The sequence below is a fragment of the Halomonas sp. DP8Y7-1 genome, from assembly GCF_019801685.1.
Taxonomy (GTDB): Bacteria; Pseudomonadota; Gammaproteobacteria; order Pseudomonadales; family Halomonadaceae; genus Halomonas; species Halomonas litopenaei_A.
The window spans coordinates 416,899-433,864 of the sequence record NZ_JAHVIN010000003.1; the positions used below are offsets into that span (position 1 = coordinate 416,899).

General features: G+C 64.7%; 17 protein-coding genes. 9 read left to right on the plus strand and 8 right to left on the minus strand.

What is annotated here, in order from left to right; genetic code table 11:
* Positions 1-17: 17 nt before the first annotated feature.
* Positions 18-1,016: an XdhC family protein gene (locus KUV41_RS03675; protein WP_222484313.1), complete on the plus strand. Its 999-nt coding sequence runs from the start codon at positions 18-20 to the stop codon at positions 1,014-1,016.
* A gap of 39 nt (positions 1,017-1,055) precedes the next feature.
* On the plus strand, positions 1,056-1,637 hold the full coding sequence (locus tag KUV41_RS03680) for an NTP transferase domain-containing protein (RefSeq protein WP_222484315.1): 582 nt from the start codon (positions 1,056-1,058) through the stop codon (positions 1,635-1,637).
* Positions 1,638-1,657: 20 nt separating this feature from the next.
* Here KUV41_RS03680 and denD read toward each other — a convergent pair whose 3' ends face one another.
* The 5 genes from denD to ltnD form a co-directional block, all read right to left on the minus strand.
* Positions 1,658-2,632 carry a D-erythronate dehydrogenase gene (gene denD / locus KUV41_RS03685; RefSeq protein ID WP_222484322.1) on the minus strand — a complete coding sequence of 325 codons (975 nt, stop codon included), beginning with the start codon at positions 2,630-2,632 and terminating at the stop codon, positions 1,658-1,660.
* Entirely contained in the window at positions 2,632-3,447 is an 816-nt protein-coding gene (otnI, locus tag KUV41_RS03690) for a 2-oxo-tetronate isomerase (RefSeq protein ID WP_222484324.1), read from the minus strand. Before otnI ends, denD begins: the two co-directional genes overlap by 1 nt.
* A gap of 111 nt (positions 3,448-3,558) precedes the next feature.
* Positions 3,559-4,206 (minus strand): 3-oxo-tetronate 4-phosphate decarboxylase, encoded by a 648-nt coding sequence (gene otnC / locus KUV41_RS03695; RefSeq protein ID WP_206941471.1) that lies wholly within the window; start codon positions 4,204-4,206, stop codon positions 3,559-3,561.
* Positions 4,203-5,495 (minus strand): 3-oxo-tetronate kinase, encoded by a 1,293-nt coding sequence (gene otnK, locus KUV41_RS03700; RefSeq protein WP_222484327.1) that lies wholly within the window; start codon positions 5,493-5,495, stop codon positions 4,203-4,205. Before otnK ends, otnC begins: the two co-directional genes overlap by 4 nt.
* Before the next feature lie 91 nt (positions 5,496-5,586).
* Positions 5,587-6,528, minus strand: coding sequence for an L-threonate dehydrogenase (ltnD, locus tag KUV41_RS03705; RefSeq protein ID WP_222484329.1), 942 nt, complete (start codon positions 6,526-6,528; stop codon positions 5,587-5,589).
* 321 nt (positions 6,529-6,849) lie between these two features.
* On the opposite strand from ltnD, the gene KUV41_RS03710 reads away from it, so the two are divergent.
* Complete coding sequence (locus KUV41_RS03710; protein ID WP_222237680.1) at positions 6,850-7,881, plus strand: LacI family DNA-binding transcriptional regulator; 1,032 nt, start codon at positions 6,850-6,852, stop codon at positions 7,879-7,881.
* Between the two features lie 47 nt (positions 7,882-7,928).
* Positions 7,929-8,072 (plus strand): hypothetical protein, encoded by a 144-nt coding sequence (locus tag KUV41_RS03715; protein WP_222484331.1) that lies wholly within the window; start codon positions 7,929-7,931, stop codon positions 8,070-8,072.
* 4 nt (positions 8,073-8,076) lie between these two features.
* On the opposite strand, the gene KUV41_RS03720 is transcribed toward KUV41_RS03715, so the two are convergent.
* Together KUV41_RS03720 and zapE are read right to left on the minus strand one after the other, a co-directional pair.
* Positions 8,077-8,547 (minus strand): GNAT family N-acetyltransferase, encoded by a 471-nt coding sequence (locus tag KUV41_RS03720; RefSeq protein ID WP_222484333.1) that lies wholly within the window; start codon positions 8,545-8,547, stop codon positions 8,077-8,079.
* A gap of 112 nt (positions 8,548-8,659) precedes the next feature.
* Positions 8,660-9,868, minus strand: coding sequence for a cell division protein ZapE (gene zapE / locus KUV41_RS03725; RefSeq protein WP_222484335.1), 1,209 nt, complete (start codon positions 9,866-9,868; stop codon positions 8,660-8,662).
* Between the two features lie 180 nt (positions 9,869-10,048).
* On the opposite strand from zapE, the gene KUV41_RS03730 reads away from it, so the two are divergent.
* Entirely contained in the window at positions 10,049-10,477 is a 429-nt protein-coding gene (locus tag KUV41_RS03730; protein ID WP_222484337.1) for a DUF2946 domain-containing protein, read from the plus strand.
* A gap of 68 nt (positions 10,478-10,545) precedes the next feature.
* Positions 10,546-11,904: a PepSY-associated TM helix domain-containing protein gene (locus KUV41_RS03735; protein ID WP_222484339.1), complete on the plus strand. Its 1,359-nt coding sequence runs from the start codon at positions 10,546-10,548 to the stop codon at positions 11,902-11,904.
* A 120-nt stretch (positions 11,905-12,024) separates the two neighbouring features.
* Here KUV41_RS03735 and KUV41_RS03740 read toward each other — a convergent pair whose 3' ends face one another.
* Positions 12,025-12,960, minus strand: a complete 936-nt coding sequence (locus KUV41_RS03740; protein WP_222484340.1) for a DUF808 domain-containing protein — start codon at positions 12,958-12,960, stop codon at positions 12,025-12,027.
* A 95-nt stretch (positions 12,961-13,055) separates the two neighbouring features.
* On the opposite strand from KUV41_RS03740, the gene KUV41_RS03745 reads away from it, so the two are divergent.
* The 3 genes from KUV41_RS03745 (at position 13,056) to KUV41_RS03755 (ending at position 16,905) form a co-directional block, all read left to right on the plus strand.
* On the plus strand, positions 13,056-13,337 hold the full coding sequence (locus tag KUV41_RS03745) for a hypothetical protein (RefSeq protein ID WP_206941484.1): 282 nt from the start codon (positions 13,056-13,058) through the stop codon (positions 13,335-13,337).
* Positions 13,338-13,556: 219 nt separating this feature from the next.
* A complete protein-coding gene (wecB, locus tag KUV41_RS03750) occupies positions 13,557-14,714 on the plus strand; it encodes a non-hydrolyzing UDP-N-acetylglucosamine 2-epimerase (protein WP_222484342.1) in 1,158 nt (385 codons plus the stop codon).
* On the plus strand, positions 14,707-16,905 hold the full coding sequence (locus KUV41_RS03755; protein ID WP_222484344.1) for a glycosyl transferase family protein: 2,199 nt from the start codon (positions 14,707-14,709) through the stop codon (positions 16,903-16,905). Before wecB ends, KUV41_RS03755 begins: the two co-directional genes overlap by 8 nt.
* The last annotated feature ends 61 nt before the right edge of the window (positions 16,906-16,966 follow it).

The following is a 16,966-nucleotide window of genomic DNA, read 5'->3' on the forward strand; positions in this document are numbered from 1 at the left end:
AACAGGACACGCAACCCATGCAACATCTGGATCTGACGGTGGTGCGTCGTGCCCTTGAGTGGCTGCACGACGGACGCGAACTGTGGCTGGCCACGGTGCTGTCCACCTATGGCTCTTCCCCTCGTGAGCCCGGTGCCTGGCTGATTGCCACCCAGGACGGCGAGCATGCCGGCTCGCTATCTGGCGGCTGTGTCGAAGACGACTTTCTTGAACGCCTGAGTCGGGGTGAGTTCCACCAGCCAGTGACCCGCGTGCGCTACGGCTCAGGAGACGACGTCGACTATCCCGCACCGACATTACCCTGTGGAGGTGTGCTGGAGGTGTTGATCGAGCGCTTTGCGCCTGACGAGGCAGCCGTGACCCACTTCACTGCACTGGCAGCAGCATTGGAGGGCAAGGGTCCGCTGCGACGACGGGTCTCGTGGTCGACGGCAGAGCGGCAGCTGCTCGATGACGATGGCATCGGCGACCGCGTGCAGCTGCAGGAGACCGAGCAGCAAGCCTTACTGCGAGTAGGCCCCAGCGCCCGCCTGGTGCTGGCAGGCGTCTCACCGGTTGCAGTGTTCTGCGCCCAGTTCGCTCTGGGTCTGGGCTTCGAGGTCATCGTCTGCGACCCACGGGAGGGCAAGCTGGAAGAGCTTGTCGAGGCTCTGGGCGAATCCGCAGCACGCATCGACACCATCGCCCGGCTTCCCTCGCGCTTCATCGCCGAAGGCGGATGCCACGCGGCGACCGCCGTCGTAGCGCTGACCCACGACCCGCGCATCGATGACCTGGCGATGATGGAAGCCGTGCACACCCAGGCGTTCTATATCGGCGTGATGGGATCGCGGCAGACCTCCAGCGCACGCGCAGCCAGACTCGCCCGCAGCGGTGGTCTCAGCGAGGCCGACATCGCGCGGATCCATATGCCGATCGGTCTGCACCTGGGCAGCAAGACCCCTGCGGAAATTGCGCTGGCGGTGATGGCAGACGTGATCAGGGTACGTCGTGGCAAACCACGTGATGGGCTTTAAGCCGCTGTCACAACCGATAAACCTGAGGAGCCTCAGACGATGACAACCCTGTGGTGCGTGATGGCTGCTGCAGGCAGCTCACGCCGGTTTGGCAGGGCCGACAAGCGCCTTGCCCGCCTGAGCGACAGCCGCACACTGCTGGCCGCAAGCCTATCCGCCAGCGCCGCCCTGTCGGCCAGACGACTGCTGGTGATCGGTCCACATGACACCCTGGCTGGCTTGTCCGTCCCCGCGTCCCCCGGACTCGAGGTGCTGACCCTGGCACAGACCAGCCGCAGTCTGGGGAATAGCCTGGCCCAGGCGTTCAACTGGCTGGAACACCATGCATCAACGGCCGCGGCAGCGGCGGTGTGGCTCGCCGACATGGCCTGGGTGACACCGGCCAGCTGCCATCGTCTGGCGGCGCAATCCCGGCGGGATCGCCTGGTCAGGCCGACGTATCAGGGCCAGCCGGGACATCCAGTCATCATCGGCCGCGACTTCTGGGGCGAGATGGGAGGCCTGCATGGCCAGGAGGGGGCCAGATCCGTACTCGCACGCCACCCACAGGCGCGGGTGGACATTGCGGTGGACGACCCGGGCGTGGTGCGTGACCTGGACCGTCCGCAGGACCCTCGCTAGCGCCTTCGACCTGATCCGCGCTAGCGCGCCCTGGGGTGTTCCGCCATAAAGGCATCGACAATGGCATCAAAGTCGCTATCGCCTACAAAGCCAAGGGCATCTGCCTTGGCCGTGCGGAAGCGACCCGGCCAGCTGGAGACGATGGCATTCACCCGCTCGTCCGGGCGAAAGCTCACCCGAGCCCGCGCTTCGGCGCCGCCCTTGCGTTCGAGGGCGTCCAGCATCTCGGCCACGCTGACGGTGATACCCGGCAGCATAAAGGCGCGGAAATCGCCCAGGGAGTCAGCAGCCACCTCTGCCCCATGCACCAATGCCTCAACCACCTTGCCCGGCGACATCACGAAGAGCTCGAGCTCTGGGGACACGGGACACACGGCGTCTTCACCATTGAGAGGTTCACGCAGGATACTCGACGCGAAGCTCGACGCCGCCGCGTTGGGCCGCCCCGGGCGAATCACGATCGTCGGCAGACGCAGGACCAGGCCATCGACCAGGCCTCGGCGGCTGTAATCCTGGATCAACAGCTCGCACATCGCCTTCTGGGAACCATAGGAGCTTTGCGGCCGTAGCGCGGTCATGTCATCGAGCACGTCGGGCAGCTCGCCTCCATACACCGCCACGGAGCTTGCCATGATCACCCGGGTATCGCTCATCCCGCGCTGATGGCAGCCTTCGAGCAGGCGACGGGTGGCATCAAAGTTGACCGCTTGACCGAGGGCAAGGTCCGCCTCGGCAGCGGAGCTGACAACCGCCGCCAGGTGATAGATCACCTGTGGCCGGCCTTCCAGCAAGGCATCCCAGGCACCGTCCTCGGTCAGGTCTCTGGCGGTCGTGGTGATCGCCACTGCCCCTTGCGCCGTCGGGTGGGGCGGCGTGCTCTGGTCGACCAGGGTCAAGCGGGTCAGTGGCTCGCCACGACACTGCCCGGCCGCCAGCAGCGCCTGGGTCAGGCGCTGGCCAAGAAAGCCTGCCGCACCAGTAATCAGAATATGCATCAGGGCGTCTCCTCAGCGTGTCCAGCGATGATCCCATAGGGGCGCGCCCAGCCTAGTCCTGCGACAGTGCCCTCTCTGGGGCGGTATTCGCAGCCGACCCAGCCGTCGTACCCTTGGGCGTCGAGGTGCTCGAGCAACGCGCCGATATTCAACTCACCCTGGTCAGGTTCGTGACGTTCCGGCACCCCGGCAATCTGCACATGCCCCACCTGAGCGAACTGCTGCTCCAGGGTGCGCATCAGATCACCCTGCATGATCTGGCAGTGATAGAGGTCGAACTGCAGGCGCAGGTGCGGCGATCCTACGCGTCGAATCACCTCCCGCGCCAACGCCTGGTGCTGCAACAGATAGCCCGGCATGTCGCGCCCATTGATGGGTTCGATCAGCAGCGTGCGCCCGTCCTGGCCACAGCGCTCAGCGGCGTAGCTCAGGTTATCGACGTAGGTCTTCAGGTAGGCATCGCGGGTGGCGGGGTCGGCGTTGTCGGGCAACAGCCCGGCCATGGCGTGCACCCGCGGGCAGTCCAGCGCCTGCGCATATTCGAGAGCACGTTCCAGTCCGTCACGAAACGCCTGCTCCCGACCCGGTAAGCCAGCCAAGCCGCGCTCGCCGGCCTCCCAGTCGCCTGGGGGCAGATTGAACAGCACCTGGGTGAGTCCCTGGTCATCCAGTCGAGCGCGCAGCTCGCTTGCTGGGAAGTCATAAGGGAACAGATACTCGACACCGCGAAAGCCGGCCTTGGCGGCGGCGGCAAAACGGTCGAGAAAATCGTGCTCCGTAAACATCATGCTGAGATTGGCGGCCAAGCGAATCATCGGGCGCTCCTGCTGCTGTCGTTGTCGTTATCGCTGTCATCGCCCCGGCACCCTGCAACTGGCACCTCACATCTGATCTGGCGTCCCATAACGGGCACCGGGGCGGCAGACTCAGTCCCGCGGGAAGCGCGCCTCCAGCTCGGCGACCTGCTCCGGGGTCAGGCCTCGGGGATTCTGCCCGCGCAACAGCAAGAATAGCTTGGCGGTCTCCTCGAGCTCTTCGGTGGCGTACACCGCCGCCTCCAAGGACTTGCCGGCCACCACCGGCCCGTGGTTGGCCAGCAGTACCGCGCTATGCTTGCCCGCCAGTCCCCTGACAGCATCTCCCAGCGCCGGATCTCCCGGTACATGGTAGGGCACCAGCGGCAAGCGACCGACACGCATCACATAGTAGGCGGTCAGCGGTGGAATGCAGTCGCAGTGATCGACGTCCGGCAGGCAGGATACCGCCACCGAATGGGTCGAGTGCAGGTGCACGATGGCCTCGGACTGGGGCCGCTCGGCGTACATCGCCATGTGCAGAAAGCTTTCCTTGGTCGGCTTGTCGCCGCCGAGCCACTCGCCGCTTGCTGACAGCGTCGAAATGGTCGCTGGGTCCAGGCGTCCAAGACAGGCGTTGGTCGGCGTCATCAGCCAGCCCCCATCGTCCAGGCGCACGCTGATGTTGCCACTGGAGCCCATGGTCAGCCCGCGGTCAAACAGTGACTTGCCGTAGGTGGCGATCTGTTCACGCAGGCGGTTGACGTCGCGAGTGCTCATCGGGTCGCCTCCTCGAGCACGGCAAAGCCGCGGGTAAAGATATCGATACCCCCAAAGTTGCCCGACTTCAGCGCCAGCGACAGCGTTCCTGCTGTCACACTGGCCTGGGTCCAGGGCACCCCAGCATCGATCTGTGGGCCAATTCGCAGCCGATCCAGCGACAGTGCCGACACCACGGCGCCGGAGGTCTCGCCTCCCGCGACCAGCAGACGGCCAACGCCTTCCGCCACCAGGGTGGTCGCCAGTGAGGCCAGGGCCCGCTCGACCAGTTCACCGGCCCGGGCCACCCCTAGCTGCTGCTGAGCCGCCTTGACGCGATCAGGCGCCGCGGAGGCATAGACCAGCACGGGCTCGTCGGGGGACTCCGCATGCTGTCGGCGCACAAAGTCGAGCGCCTCGGCGATGGGCTGGTCACCCTGCGCCAGGGACAGTGGGTCCAGGGCAAATCCTGGGCGATGCTCGAGAAAGTGCTCGACCTGAGCGAGGGTTGCCCGCGAACAGCTACCCGACAGCACCAGTGACCGCCCCTGGGCCGGCGCCAGTCGCGCCGCATCCTCAACCGGTGCCAACCAGCCCTTGCGCCGATACTCTGCCGGCAACGCCTGACCAAGGCCGGACCCACCGGTCACCAGGGGCAGCTCGACGGTCGCTGCGGCCAGCACGTCCAGATCACCGTCATCCAGCGTATCGCAGATGACGTGGCGCACCCCGCTGGCATCGAGCTCACCCAGGCGACGGCGGCATGCCTCGGCGCCAGCGCGAATGACCGCGTGGGAAACGAGCCCTACCGTATGCGAGGTCTGGGCCCCCAGCACCCTGACCAGGTCGGCATCGGTCATGGGATTAAGCGGATGATCCTGCATCCCGCTGTCGTTGAGCAGGCGATCTCCGACGAACAGATGTCCTTGGTAGACGGTGCGCCCCGTGGTGGGAAAGGCCGGCACCATCACCGTCTGCCGCCCGCCAAGACGCTCTAGCAGGGCATCGGCGACAGGCCCGATATTGCCCTCGGCGGTGGAGTCGAAGGTCGAGCAGTACTTGAAGAAGACTTGCCGCACGCCCTGCCCGCGCAGCCAGTCCAGTGCCGCCAGGCTGTCCTTGAGGGCCTCATCGAGTGCACAGGTGCGTGACTTGAGCGCCACGACAACGGCGTCGACGCCCTCGGGCAGGGGCTTGCCGGTGGGGTCCCCCAGTATCTGGACGGTGCGCATGCCCGAGCGCACCAGGTTATTGGCCAGATCGGTGGCTCCCGTGAAATCGTCGGCAATAGCGCCGAGTACCAGGCTCATGCGAGATCCTCTTTAACACCATCAAAGTGACAAACGCGAGCGGCAGAGACAGCGGGAACAAGCGCGCTGCTCACAGCGACGGCACCGACCGTCACTGCGCCGACTCGTCATTGGCGGCAGGCAGCGCCACGCCCCCCGTTGCAGCATAGACCTTGACCACCGCTGAATCGTCCTCGCGCCCCAGTCCCATGCCGCTGGCAGCGGTAAACTGCTGCAGCGCGCTGGAGGCCACAGGCATCGCCAGACGCAGCTCACGGCCGGTGTCGTGCACGATATTCAGGTCCTTGACGAAGATGTCGACCGCCGACAGCGGCCGGTAATCCCCGTCGAGAATGTGGGGCACGCGATTTTCGAACATCCAGGAATTGCCCGCCGACTGCGTGATCACCCGGTAAAGCGCGCGGCCGTCGATGCCCATCCTGAGCCCCAACGCCATGGCCTCGGCGGCGGCGGCGATATGTACGCCGGCCAGGTGCTGGTTGACCAGCTTCACGCTTGAGCCCGGGCCGGGAACATCGCCCAGGTGATGCACGGTAGCGGCCATCGCATCGAGTACCGGTGTTGCCTTGGCGAAGGCCTGGGGCGTCCCGGATGCCATCACCGACAGCTCCCCCGTGGCCGCCTTGGCCGCACCACCGCTGATCGGCGCATCCAGCATCAAAAGCCCCGCCTGATCCAGCCGCTGACCCAGTGTCTCGGCCACGCTGGGCGCTACCGTCGCGCACTGGATCACCAGACTTCCCGCGGCTAGCTGGGTCGCCAGCCCGTCGTCTTTGCCATCGCCAAACAGCACCGACATCACCTGATCGGCATTGACCACGACCAGCAGTATCACGTCGCAACGCGCGGCCAGCGCGGAGGCTTCCGCCACACATTGGCCCCCTTCGTCCTCGAAGGTCTTGCGCGACGCGGCAGACACATCACAGCCGACGACCTCGAGACCTGCGCGCTTGAGGCTTCTGGCGATGCCCATCCCCATGGCACCGAGTCCGACCACACCGCACACAGGCAATCCTGAAGACGCGTCGCTCATGTTGCACTCCCGAGAAGTTGTCGTGGCGAATGACGTTGAAGTTTAAATGTTAGCGCTAACATTTTTAGTCGAGAGCCCTCTCAAGTACAAGTGTCAGACGCATCACATCGACCATGGTCTAATCCCAGTGCCGGCGTCTTAACCGCCATCCTCAACAGCCTTCAGGGGCAGGCCGACCTTCCCGAACCGCACAGCCATGCCCGGCCCTCTCGGCGCGAGGAACAGCACTCAGGTCCTCAAGACGACCGGTTCGGCATAAAATAGGCATAGGTGGCCATAAGACTGGCATAGCCATAAGCAGCGCCCAACAGGGAGAGCATGATGAGTGAGCCACAAGGCGGCGACCGGCGACGGCGCAAGGGACTTGATAATCCCACCCTGGACGACGTCGCGCGGGAAGCGGGGGTATCGGCCATCACCGTCTCCCGCGCCATCCACCGTCCCGACAGCGTGCGCGAGGTCACCCGCGAGAAAGTGGAAGCGGCTATCGCCAAGGTCGGCTACGTCCCCAATATGGTCGCCGGCACCCTGGCCTCGGCCAGCTCACGATTTATTCCTGTCATCGTGCCTTCGCTCTCCAACGTGGTGTTCGTCGAAGTCATACAGGGACTTCAGGCCGTCTTCGACCAGCACGGATATCAGATGCTGCTGGGCAATACCGACTACAGCATGGAACGCGAAGAGGAGCTGATCCGCACCTTCCTGGGCTGGTCTCCCACCGCCCTGGTGACCACGGGCCTGCGTCACCGGGAGGGCCTGAGTGAGCTGCTCAAGCGCTTCCCCCGCCCGTTGGTGGAGATCATGGAACTGGGCCAGGCAGTGGACATGAACGTGGGCATGGACCATCAACGGGCCGGCGCCACCATGGCCGACCACTTGCTGGCCCAGGGCTACCGCCACATCGTGTTTGCCGGCACTCGACTCGCGCATAACTATCGCGCCGCCCAGCGCTACGAAGGCCATCGCTCACGCCTGGTCAGCGAAGGCCTGGATGCCCCCTTGATGGAATGGCAGCAGGACAGCCACTACGACCTCGGCGGTGCAGCGCTGGACGAAATACGCCGCCAATACCCGCAGGTCGAGGCCATCCACTTCATCGATGACGTAATGGCATCCGGTGCCTTGCTGGAAGCACAGCGCCAGGGCCTGCGCGTGCCCGACGACATCGCTATCGCAGGTTTTACCGGACTGCCCTTCGCACGTGCCCTGATTCCCCGCCTGACGACCATTGTTTCCCCCCGCGAAGCCATCGGACGCCTGGCCGCCCATCAGATCATCGATCGCCTGGAGGGTCGCCAGCCAGAGGCCTGCATCGACGTCGGCTTTACGCTGCAACAAGGCGAAAGCACATGAACAAATGAGTGATAAAAAAAACATGAAACACTGAGCCGACTCGCTAGTTGGCCCCCCCGAGCTCACCGTATGACGCACGGGAGGAGATCGGCAGGCTGTTCATCGGTCGCAGTGCCTGGCGCGCCGAAGGCCTGGCCCAGATCGCCGAGAAGGCGCTACGCTCCCGCTTCGGCGAAGCCGGATCCGACTGACCGTCTAGCCCAGGTCGCGGCGCATGATGGTCACGCGCTCCCCCAGGTAGTCGACATCCTCGACGGCTTCCCATCCGCCCCGCCGATACAGCGACTGCTGGTCGGGTGTGTAGAGGTGCAGCCGTGCGATGCCGTGCTCACGGGCTTCCTGTTCGACGCGTCGAACCAGGGCCGAGGCGATGCCCTGCCCACGCTGCTCCGGCGGCACGAACACCGATGCGAGCCAGGGGCCCAGTTCCCGCCGAATGCTCATGTCATCCGGCGACAGGCTGGCGGTGCCCAGCGGCTGGCCGCCCGCCATCGCCACGAATACCGAGGGGACCCCGTCGGGGCCGCACAGCTCGGCGGTAGCTTCGCGCCAGCTCTGCAGAGTGGCGTCCTGATGCTGGTGCCCCCAAGCGCCGAAGGTCCAGCCAGCGACCTGATCGAGATGTGGCGAGTCGGCCCGCAGCCGCTCGATGACGTAATCGCTCACCTGCTCACTCCCTGTGTGTCATGCCCCTGGCCCACCGTGGGGGCCGGGCCCTGTGACGAAAAACATGATGCGTGCCGCCCTGAGGATTCACTCAGCCCCGGCGCCTCGCCCACTATCGATGCGCAAAGCGCTCAAGCTGCATTTCCCCAAGCCGGCTTAGCGTACGCTGAAACGCAAAGGACAGGTAACCGTGGGAGTACAGTGATGGCATCGGCACGGCTGCCTCGATGACCAGCGGCACACGTCGGTCATAGCACTCGTCCACCAGCGCAATGAAGCGCCGCACACTGTCGTCCTTGATGCTCAAGGGTGGCAGCTCACGCTCCCCTGCCGATACCTGCTCGCTGGCATCTTCGGTGCCGCGAGCCAGGGCACGCGGCCGGGTAGACGGGGAACCCGCGGATGGCGCTTGCTCAGGCTCTTGCTCGGTAGCCAGACAGGGCACGGCGCCCAGCAGCAGTACATCGAAGCGGTCACATAGTTCGATAAAGTCCAGTGCCGATAATGGCGCCTCACACAGCTGCGCGAAATCCCCGTACAGCACCCGCTGGGCGGCCCCACGAAGGCACAGCGCTCGTCCGCGCAGCTCCAGCGAGCAGGTACGTGCGTGCTCGCCGGCAAGTGCCAAAAAATGCTGCGGCAACACGCTGCTTTCTCCCGGCTGACGCACAAAATAGCGTTGATGGGGCGCCCCAGGGTGGTGGCGATGGTCCTGACCACCATCGAGCTCCATCACCTCGAGATGCGCCTCCATGGTCGCGATGGCTGGCAGCAGTCGCTCTCGATTGAAACCGCCGGGATAGAGTCCCGACGGCGGCTGATTGGACGTTGCCACCATCACCAGACGCCGCGCCAACAGGCGCTCGATCACGCCTCCCAGTAGAATCGCATCCGCAATGTCGTCGACGTATACCTCATCGAGGCATAGCACCCACACCTGTGCCGCCAGTTCATCGGCCAGCAGTGTCAACGGGTCTGGCTGGCCCCTCAGTTGAAACTGGCGCTGGTGCACCCAGCGCATGAAGTGATGAAAATGCCAGCGTCTGGCGGGCACCGGACAGCGCTCGACAAACCGATCCATCAGCCAGGTCTTGCCGCGGCCCACCGGCCCCCACAGATAGCAGCCCCGTGCAGGTTGTTCGTCCCGCAACGCCTTGAGCAGTTGATCGAGGGAGGCGATCGCCCGAGACTGAGCGGCATCGGCAACAATCTGACCGGTATCGACCCATCTCGCGTAGTCGTCAGCCAGTGGCGATACGCCTTCTGCATCAGACGAGGCCCCCGCCAGCGCCTTCTGGCAGGAGGGTGCGACCCTCTCCATGTCCTGACCTCCCTTGCCGTGGACCTGACGCCACGTGGTGGCTTCAGCCGGGTATTGGCTATCTCGATTCCTGCCGCGTACCGCTACTCCCAAAGGGCGAGGGTTGCCGATGGGAATGCAAGCCCAGCTGGACTATAGTGGCGCGTCACTGTTCCCGCGTCGATCTTCAGGCTAGCGACCATGTCATCCACACCTCACAGGCTCCGATTATCGCCACGCTTCCAGCGTCGGGTCTGCCTGTTGGCCGTGGCCGCCATGCTGATGCTGTTCGTCGGCCCCTTGGCCAGTCAGCTGCAGCGACTGCTGGAGCCTCCCGCGGTCTCTTTGCACCATTACCACCATGCCCATGGTGGCGCACTGACGTCGGACGAAACCGCGGTCCAGACCGAGAGCACATCACTGGATGCGGGCCATCACCATCTCGCCGCTTGCGGTTATTGCGTGCTGTTCGCTCAGGTGCCAGCGCTGTCGATGATAGCGGTGACGGCACTCGCCGGCGCCGCCCCCCGCGCCCCACCTGGCCCGTCGACGTTCAGGGCATTCCTGCCGCTGCTGCAGCGATTCACGCTGCCGACACCGCGCGCCCCTCCCGGTCGTTCCGTCCGCTGAACGAGGCATCGCCCTCTCCTGGCCATGGCTGCCTGTCACGGCCTCCACCGGATTTCACGAGAACGACCATGACAACGCGAACCACCCATGCTGGACCGGCGCTCAAGACGCTGGTCATTCGGCTGCACTTCTATATCGGCCTGCTGGTCGGCCCCTTCATCTTCTTTGCGGCGCTGACGGGCACGCTCTATGCGCTCACTCCGGCCCTGGAGCAGGTGCTCTACAAGGAGGCACTGACCACCTCGTCGTCCTCCGGCACACCTACCCTGCTGTCCCGCCAGGTTGCCGCGGCTCAGGACTATCTGGGGGTCGATACGCCTCCCAGTGCGGTACGCCCCGCACCGGAGCCGGGTACCACGACGCGGGTGATGTTTGCCGACCCGCTGCTCGGCGCCAGTGAACACCGCGCTATCTTTATCGACCCGCATAGTCTCGAGGTGCGTGGCGACATGACGGTCTACGGCACCAGCGGTGTCCTGCCCCTGCGCCGGATCATCGATCAGATCCACCGTAGCCTGATGCAGGGAGATCCCGGCCGCCTGTACAGCGAACTGGCCGCCTCCTGGATGTGGCTGGCTGCCCTCGCTGGCCTCGCCATCTGGGCCCTGACCCCATCGCCCAAGGTGGATCCAGGCAAACAGTCCGCGACCGCCCGCCGCTTGCGCACCCGTCGTCGCCATAGCGTGCTGGGCCTGTTTCTGCTGGTCGGCCTGCTGGCACTGTCGGCCACCGGCATGACCTGGTCGAAGCACGCCGGTGACAACTTCTTCACGGTCCTCAAGGCGGCCGGTTGGGGCACCCCAAGGGTGTCACAGTCCTTGGACGGGCACGCGGTACACCAAGCCGACGCCCACGCGGATCATGGCATGGCACAGGCCGGCGCTGCCGAGCGCTTGGCAGACTTCGACATCGTCGAAGCCACCGCCAGAGAGGCAGGGCTGGACGCCGGCAAGATCGAACTGCTGGTGCCGGGCCCGAATCAGGCCTGGAAGGTGCGGGAGATTGATCGCAGCTGGCCTTCACAGGTCGATGAGGTGGCGGTGCATCCGTCACGCTTCACGGTGCTGGATCAGGTCAGCTTCAGTGACTACCCGCTCGCCGCCAAGCTGACCCGCTGGGGCATTGACGGCCATATGGGCATCCTTTTCGGGCTGCCGAACCAGCTGCTGCTGGCGGCCCTGGGCATCGGCATCATGACCATGGTGGCCTGGGGTTACGCCATGTGGTGGCGGCGTCCCTCGGCCAGCAACGGCCAGACCTTGTGGCCGGCGCTGCTGGCGCTGCCCCTGCCCGCCATGGCCCTGGTGATCGTCACCGGCGTACTGCTCGGTCTGGCGCTGCCCGTCATGGGAGCGAGTCTGGTGCTGTTTCTCGCCGTAGACGCCGTGCGCTCACTGCGCTTCGCCCGACAACGCGCCAACGCCTGAAGCAAGCACAAGGGCGACCCGCGGGTCGCCCTTTTTCATGGTTTACCATGTCACCACTCAGGCAAGCGCTGGATACGTCAGCCCAGCGTCATGAGGCGCAGGCATTGATGCCGTGTTTCCTCAGTGGCTCTGCTGCTTGCCGCGCAATCGCTGCAACCCCGTCCACAGGGCGACCAGCACGGCGCCCACCGCCAGCCCGAACAGCCCATTGCCCAGCATGGGCACCAGCCCATGGAGAATCGCATCGACTCCCGGCAGGGCAACATCGGTCTCGGCCAGGCCCTCGATCCAGTGGCCCACCATCGGTACACCGTGAGCCAGAATACCGCCACCGACCAGGAACATGGCCAGGGTGCCGAAGATCGATAGCCCCTTCATCAGCAGGGGGGCACCGCGCAATAGCCCCTTGCCGAGCGTCTGAGCCAGACCACTGTCACTCTTGGTAAGGTGCAGGCCCAGGTCGTCGAGCTTGACCAGACCTGCCACCAGGCCATAGACCCCGACGGTAATCAGCAACCCAATGGCGATCAGCACGGCTATCTGCTGAGAGAGAGGAGCCGCCGTCACCGTCCCCAGGGCGATCACGATGATCTCCGCCGACAAGATGAAGTCCGTGCGAATCGCTCCTTTTATCTTGTCTCGCTCGAACGCCTGCATGTCCACATCATTGTCGGCCAGGGCGGCAAGGCGAGCGTCGTGCTCATGCTGGTCATCCTTCTTGTGCAGAAACTTGTGCGCCAGCTTCTCTGCGCCTTCAAAGCACAGAAAGGCGCCACCCAGCATCAGCAACACCGTCACCAGCCAAGGGACAAAGGCGCTGATCAACAGCGCCCCCGGTATCAGAAAACACTTGTTGAGCAACGAGCCCTTGGCGACCGCCCAGACCACCGGCAACTCGCGCTTGGCGGCGACACCGGTCACCTGCTGAGCGTTAAGGGCAAGATCATCCCCCAGCACTCCGGCGGTCTTCTTGGCCGCCACCTTGGTCATCACCGAAACGTCGTCGAGCAGGGTGGCGATATCATCGATCAGGGTTAACAGACTGCTTCCTGCCACTGGGGCTCCCTCCTTGGCGTGGGGTATGGTGAATAGCCTCAGCATAACCGTTGATCTTCTCTTGCGCTGCAGCAATCGCCCGGGAGCCCTGTGCCATGTCAGCAACTACTGCCGATCTCGCCACGCTGCTAGGGCGCCTGCCCGTGGGCTACAGCGACGTACTGTTTCGCGGCCAGCGCTATGGCGTGACGCTCAAGATCTACAACGCGGGGCGCTCGCTCAAGCTGCTGGCTCAGCAACTCGGCGGTACTGACATGGTCAGCTTGAACGCCTACCTGACCGGATCAGAGTGGCGGCTGAAACCCTGCGAGATGAGCGAGCGCAAGGTGCTCGACTTTCTTGCCGAAGCACAGCCGCTCCCTCGCATCGAGCCTTGAGTCGCCGCACTCCCTAGGCTGCGGGAGCCAGCCATCACCAAGCCCTGCTCCTGCATAGCGACCACCTCGAATGACCCCACCCATCCTGCCCACTTGAGGTAGGGACCCGCCGCCTAGCACGGGAAAAAATGAACGTTCGTTGACGTGAGCCAGCTCTCACGCCCGGACCCTTCATTGTGGGTACCCCCTCATGGTGGGTATCTCCGGCTGGACAGCCCCATGCCCGTAGTCATGCTCGTGGTCGGTACTCGCCCCGAGGCCATCAAGATGGCCCCGGTCGCCCTGGCGATCCACTCTTCCGCCATCCTCTCCCTGCATCTTTGCGCCAGCGGTCAGCACGACGAGATGCTCGACCAGGCACTGTCGCTGTTTGACCTTGTGCCAGACAGCAACCTGGCGGTCATGACCCCCTCTCAGACGCTCAATGGCCTGATGCAGGCCTTGCTGGGACGGCTGGACAGCGTCATGGCCGAGGTGATGCCCGATCTGGTGATGGTGCATGGCGACACCGCCACCTGCTTCGCGGCCAGTCTGGCTGCCTTTCAGCGCAAAGTGCCGGTGGCTCACGTCGAGGCCGGGCTGCGCACCGGCAACATCGACTCACCCTGGCCAGAAGAGGCCTATCGCAGCATGGTGGCGCGTATCGCCCGCCGCCATTACGCGCCAACCCCGTCCGCCAGGGACAACCTGCTGCGCGAACAGGTGGCGCCAGGCAGCATTCTGGTCACCGGCAATACCGTGATCGATGCCCTGATGTGGATGAAAGACAGCCTCGATGCCCACGGCTATCGGCCGTGGCCGGACAGTCCCTTGGCACGACTACGCACCGGCGCCCGGCGGGTGCTGATTACCGGGCATCGCCGAGAAAACCATGGTGAAGGCATTCGCACCATCTGCCAGGCCATCGCTGAGCTGGCCGGTCGCTATCCCGACACCGACTTCGTCTATCCGGTGCACCTGAACCCCGCCATCAAGGACGTGGCCGAGCGTGAATTGGCCAATCTGCCCAACGTGCACCTGACTCCCCCCCAGGACTATCGCGACTTCGTCTGGTTGATGGGGGGCGCCACCCTGATCCTGACCGACTCTGGCGGACTTCAGGAGGAAGCTCCCGCCCTTGGAGTACCGGTGCTGGTCATGCGCGAACATACCGAGCGCATCGACGCCCTTGATGCCGGGACCGTCATGCTGACCGGCAGTGCCAGCGACGCCATTGTGGCCGTTGCCTCGCGCCTGCTCGACACCCCCGAGGAGCGCCAGCGGATCGCCCACATCCCCAATCCCTATGGACAAGGCGACGCCGCCGACAAGATCGTCCGCGACATGGAATCCTGGCTGCTGTCGCGTCGGGCAGATGTCGAGGCCAGGCATGGCTGAACTTCCGCCCGACCTGACGCTGTGGTTGCTCGACGCCTCGCTGCACGCCCTGTTCGCGCTGAAGTACGTTGCCATCACCCTGTGCCTGATGATGCTGGCGCTGGGGATCGACGACCTGTTTCTCGACATCGTCTACTGGACGCGGCGCAGCTGGCGCTACTGGTCCATCTACCGCAACGTGCCCTACGCCGATGAGGAGCGGCTGTATCAGGCCCGCGAGAAGCCGCTGGCGGTGATGGTCCCCGCTTGGCAGGAGGTCGGCGTGGTCGGCCAGATGGCTCAGCTGATGGCCAGCACAATGGACTACGAAAACTACCAGATCTTTGTCGGCACCTATCCCAACGATCCGGACACCCAGGCCGAAGTCGACGTGGTCTGCCAGACCTTCTCAAACGTCCACAAGGTGGTCACGGTGCGCCCGGGCCCCACCAGCAAGGCAGATTGTCTCAACAACGTGATCGAGGCCATCGCACGCTTCGAGCAGGCGGCCGGTATCGAGTTTGCCGGCTGCATCCTGCACGATGCCGAGGATGTGATCTCGCCGATGGAACTCAGGCTGTTCAACTATCTGCTGCCGGCCAAGGACTTGATCCAGGTGCCGGTCTATCCGTTCAGGCCCCGCTGGTATCAGCTGTCCGGAGGCCACTACATCGACGAATTCTCCGAGTATCACGGCAAGGATGTACTGATCAGGGAGGCCATGTGCGGTCAGGTCCCCAGCGCTGGCGTCGGCACCTGCTTCAGTCGCCGCGCCTTGGCACGCTTGAGACAGCTCAACGATGGCATCACCTTCGACATCTGGAGCCTGACCGAAGACTACGACATCGGCTTTCGCCTGCACGAGAGCGGTCTTTCCTGCATCTTCGTTCGCTACAGCATCGAGCGCGACGACCTGTCACCCCGGCGCGAGCATGCGCCGGGGCAGTCGCTGCGAGAAAGCAAGGTGATCTGTGTGCGCGAGCACTTTCCCACCGCCCTGGCGGCGGTGGTTCGCCAGAAGTCCCGCTGGATCACCGGCATCGTCTTCCAGGGCTATCAGCATCTCGGCTGGAGCCGGACCAACTGGCGCCTCAACTACTTCCTCTGGCGCGACCGGCGCGGCCTGATCGCCTACCCGCTGGCATTGGTGGCGACGCTATTGCTGCTGATCATGTTCGGCCTATGGCTCTACGCCGCCCTGGTGGAGGACGCCTGGCGCTTTCAGTCCATCGTCGGCGGCTCCCTGCTGGAGGTACTGCTGTCCATCAACGGTGTGTTGCTGGCCAACCGTGCCTTCCAGCGGTTCTACTTCGTCAAGATCTACTACGGCTGGCGCCAAGGCCTGCTGTCCTTTCCCCGCATGCTGTGGAGCAACGTGGTCAACTTCCTGGCCAACGTTCGGGCCTGGAAGCTGTTCTTCACCCGCGCACGTCACCGCACCTTTGCCTGGGACAAGACCACCCACGACTTTCCCCATATCGATGGCGCCCAGCAGGTGTCGCTGCAGACGCTTTTGCTGGAAGCGGAGCTGATCGCTGACGCTACGCTGGCGGCTACCCTGGAGGAGGTCGGACCACGCCGACTGGCGCGTGAACTGGTCATCCGCGGACAGCTGCCGGGAATGGCCCTGGCCGAGGTCCAGGCCCGCTATCGCGGCCTGGAAACGACCGCGTTGCATCCGCTCAAGGTACCCGCTGCACTGGTCGAGGTGCTGCCTTCCCATGTCGCCATCCGCTACGCCGTGCTTGCCATCGGCGAGCAGGACCAGCAGCTAATCCTGGCCACCGAAACGGTGTTGAGCCCGGTCGCCCTTGGCGCCATCAGCCGACGACTGCAGCGCCCGGTGGTCCAGCGTCTGGCCGCGGTGGGAAGAGTCTCGCTGGGCCTGCGCCACTGGTACCTGGGAGGTCTCGATGAGGACACCCAAGCCAGTCTCCAGCAATGGGACGAGGCGACTGCCGACGGTAACGCGCGGCTGGATGCCTTCTGTTGTCACCAGCCCATGCTCGGCGAGCTGCTGCTGGAACACGAGCTGATTGCGCCGACACTGTTCGGCCAGGCCATGATCGACTTCGACCCTGAGCAGAGCCGCCTCGGCGACTTCCTGATCGCTCGCAAGATGATCGATGACACCACCCTGGCACGCGCGCTGGCCCTGCAGCAGCAGCATCGTCGCGCTGCCATGGCGGCCGTCGTGGAGGCCCCCGCGTGAACCCCCAGATAAAGCGGTCAAGCAACCGACTTAGCCGATGTCTGAGGCGCCCTTGGTGGCT

Bases quoted from the DNA above. Each gene is read 5' to 3' on its own strand.
- KUV41_RS03675 (WP_222484313.1), top strand. From the start codon at position 18: ATGCAACATCTGGATCTGACGGTGGTGCGTCGTGCCCTTGAGTGGCTG.
- KUV41_RS03680 (WP_222484315.1), top strand. From the start codon at position 1,056: ATGACAACCCTGTGGTGCGTGATGGCTGCTGCAGGCAGCTCACGCCGG.
- denD (WP_222484322.1), bottom strand. From the start codon at position 2,632: ATGCATATTCTGATTACTGGTGCGGCAGGCTTTCTTGGCCAGCGCCTG.
- otnI (WP_222484324.1), bottom strand. From the start codon at position 3,447: ATGATTCGCTTGGCCGCCAATCTCAGCATGATGTTTACGGAGCACGAT.
- otnC (WP_206941471.1), bottom strand. From the start codon at position 4,206: ATGAGCACTCGCGACGTCAACCGCCTGCGTGAACAGATCGCCACCTAC.
- otnK (WP_222484327.1), bottom strand. From the start codon at position 5,495: ATGAGCCTGGTACTCGGCGCTATTGCCGACGATTTCACGGGAGCCACC.
- ltnD (WP_222484329.1), bottom strand. From the start codon at position 6,528: ATGAGCGACGCGTCTTCAGGATTGCCTGTGTGCGGTGTGGTCGGACTC.
- KUV41_RS03710 (WP_222237680.1), top strand. From the start codon at position 6,850: ATGAGTGAGCCACAAGGCGGCGACCGGCGACGGCGCAAGGGACTTGAT.
- zapE (WP_222484335.1), bottom strand. From the start codon at position 9,868: ATGGAGAGGGTCGCACCCTCCTGCCAGAAGGCGCTGGCGGGGGCCTCG.
- KUV41_RS03730 (WP_222484337.1), top strand. From the start codon at position 10,049: ATGTCATCCACACCTCACAGGCTCCGATTATCGCCACGCTTCCAGCGT.
- KUV41_RS03735 (WP_222484339.1), top strand. From the start codon at position 10,546: ATGACAACGCGAACCACCCATGCTGGACCGGCGCTCAAGACGCTGGTC.
- KUV41_RS03745 (WP_206941484.1), top strand. From the start codon at position 13,056: ATGTCAGCAACTACTGCCGATCTCGCCACGCTGCTAGGGCGCCTGCCC.
- wecB (WP_222484342.1), top strand. From the start codon at position 13,557: ATGCCCGTAGTCATGCTCGTGGTCGGTACTCGCCCCGAGGCCATCAAG.
- KUV41_RS03755 (WP_222484344.1), top strand. From the start codon at position 14,707: ATGGCTGAACTTCCGCCCGACCTGACGCTGTGGTTGCTCGACGCCTCG.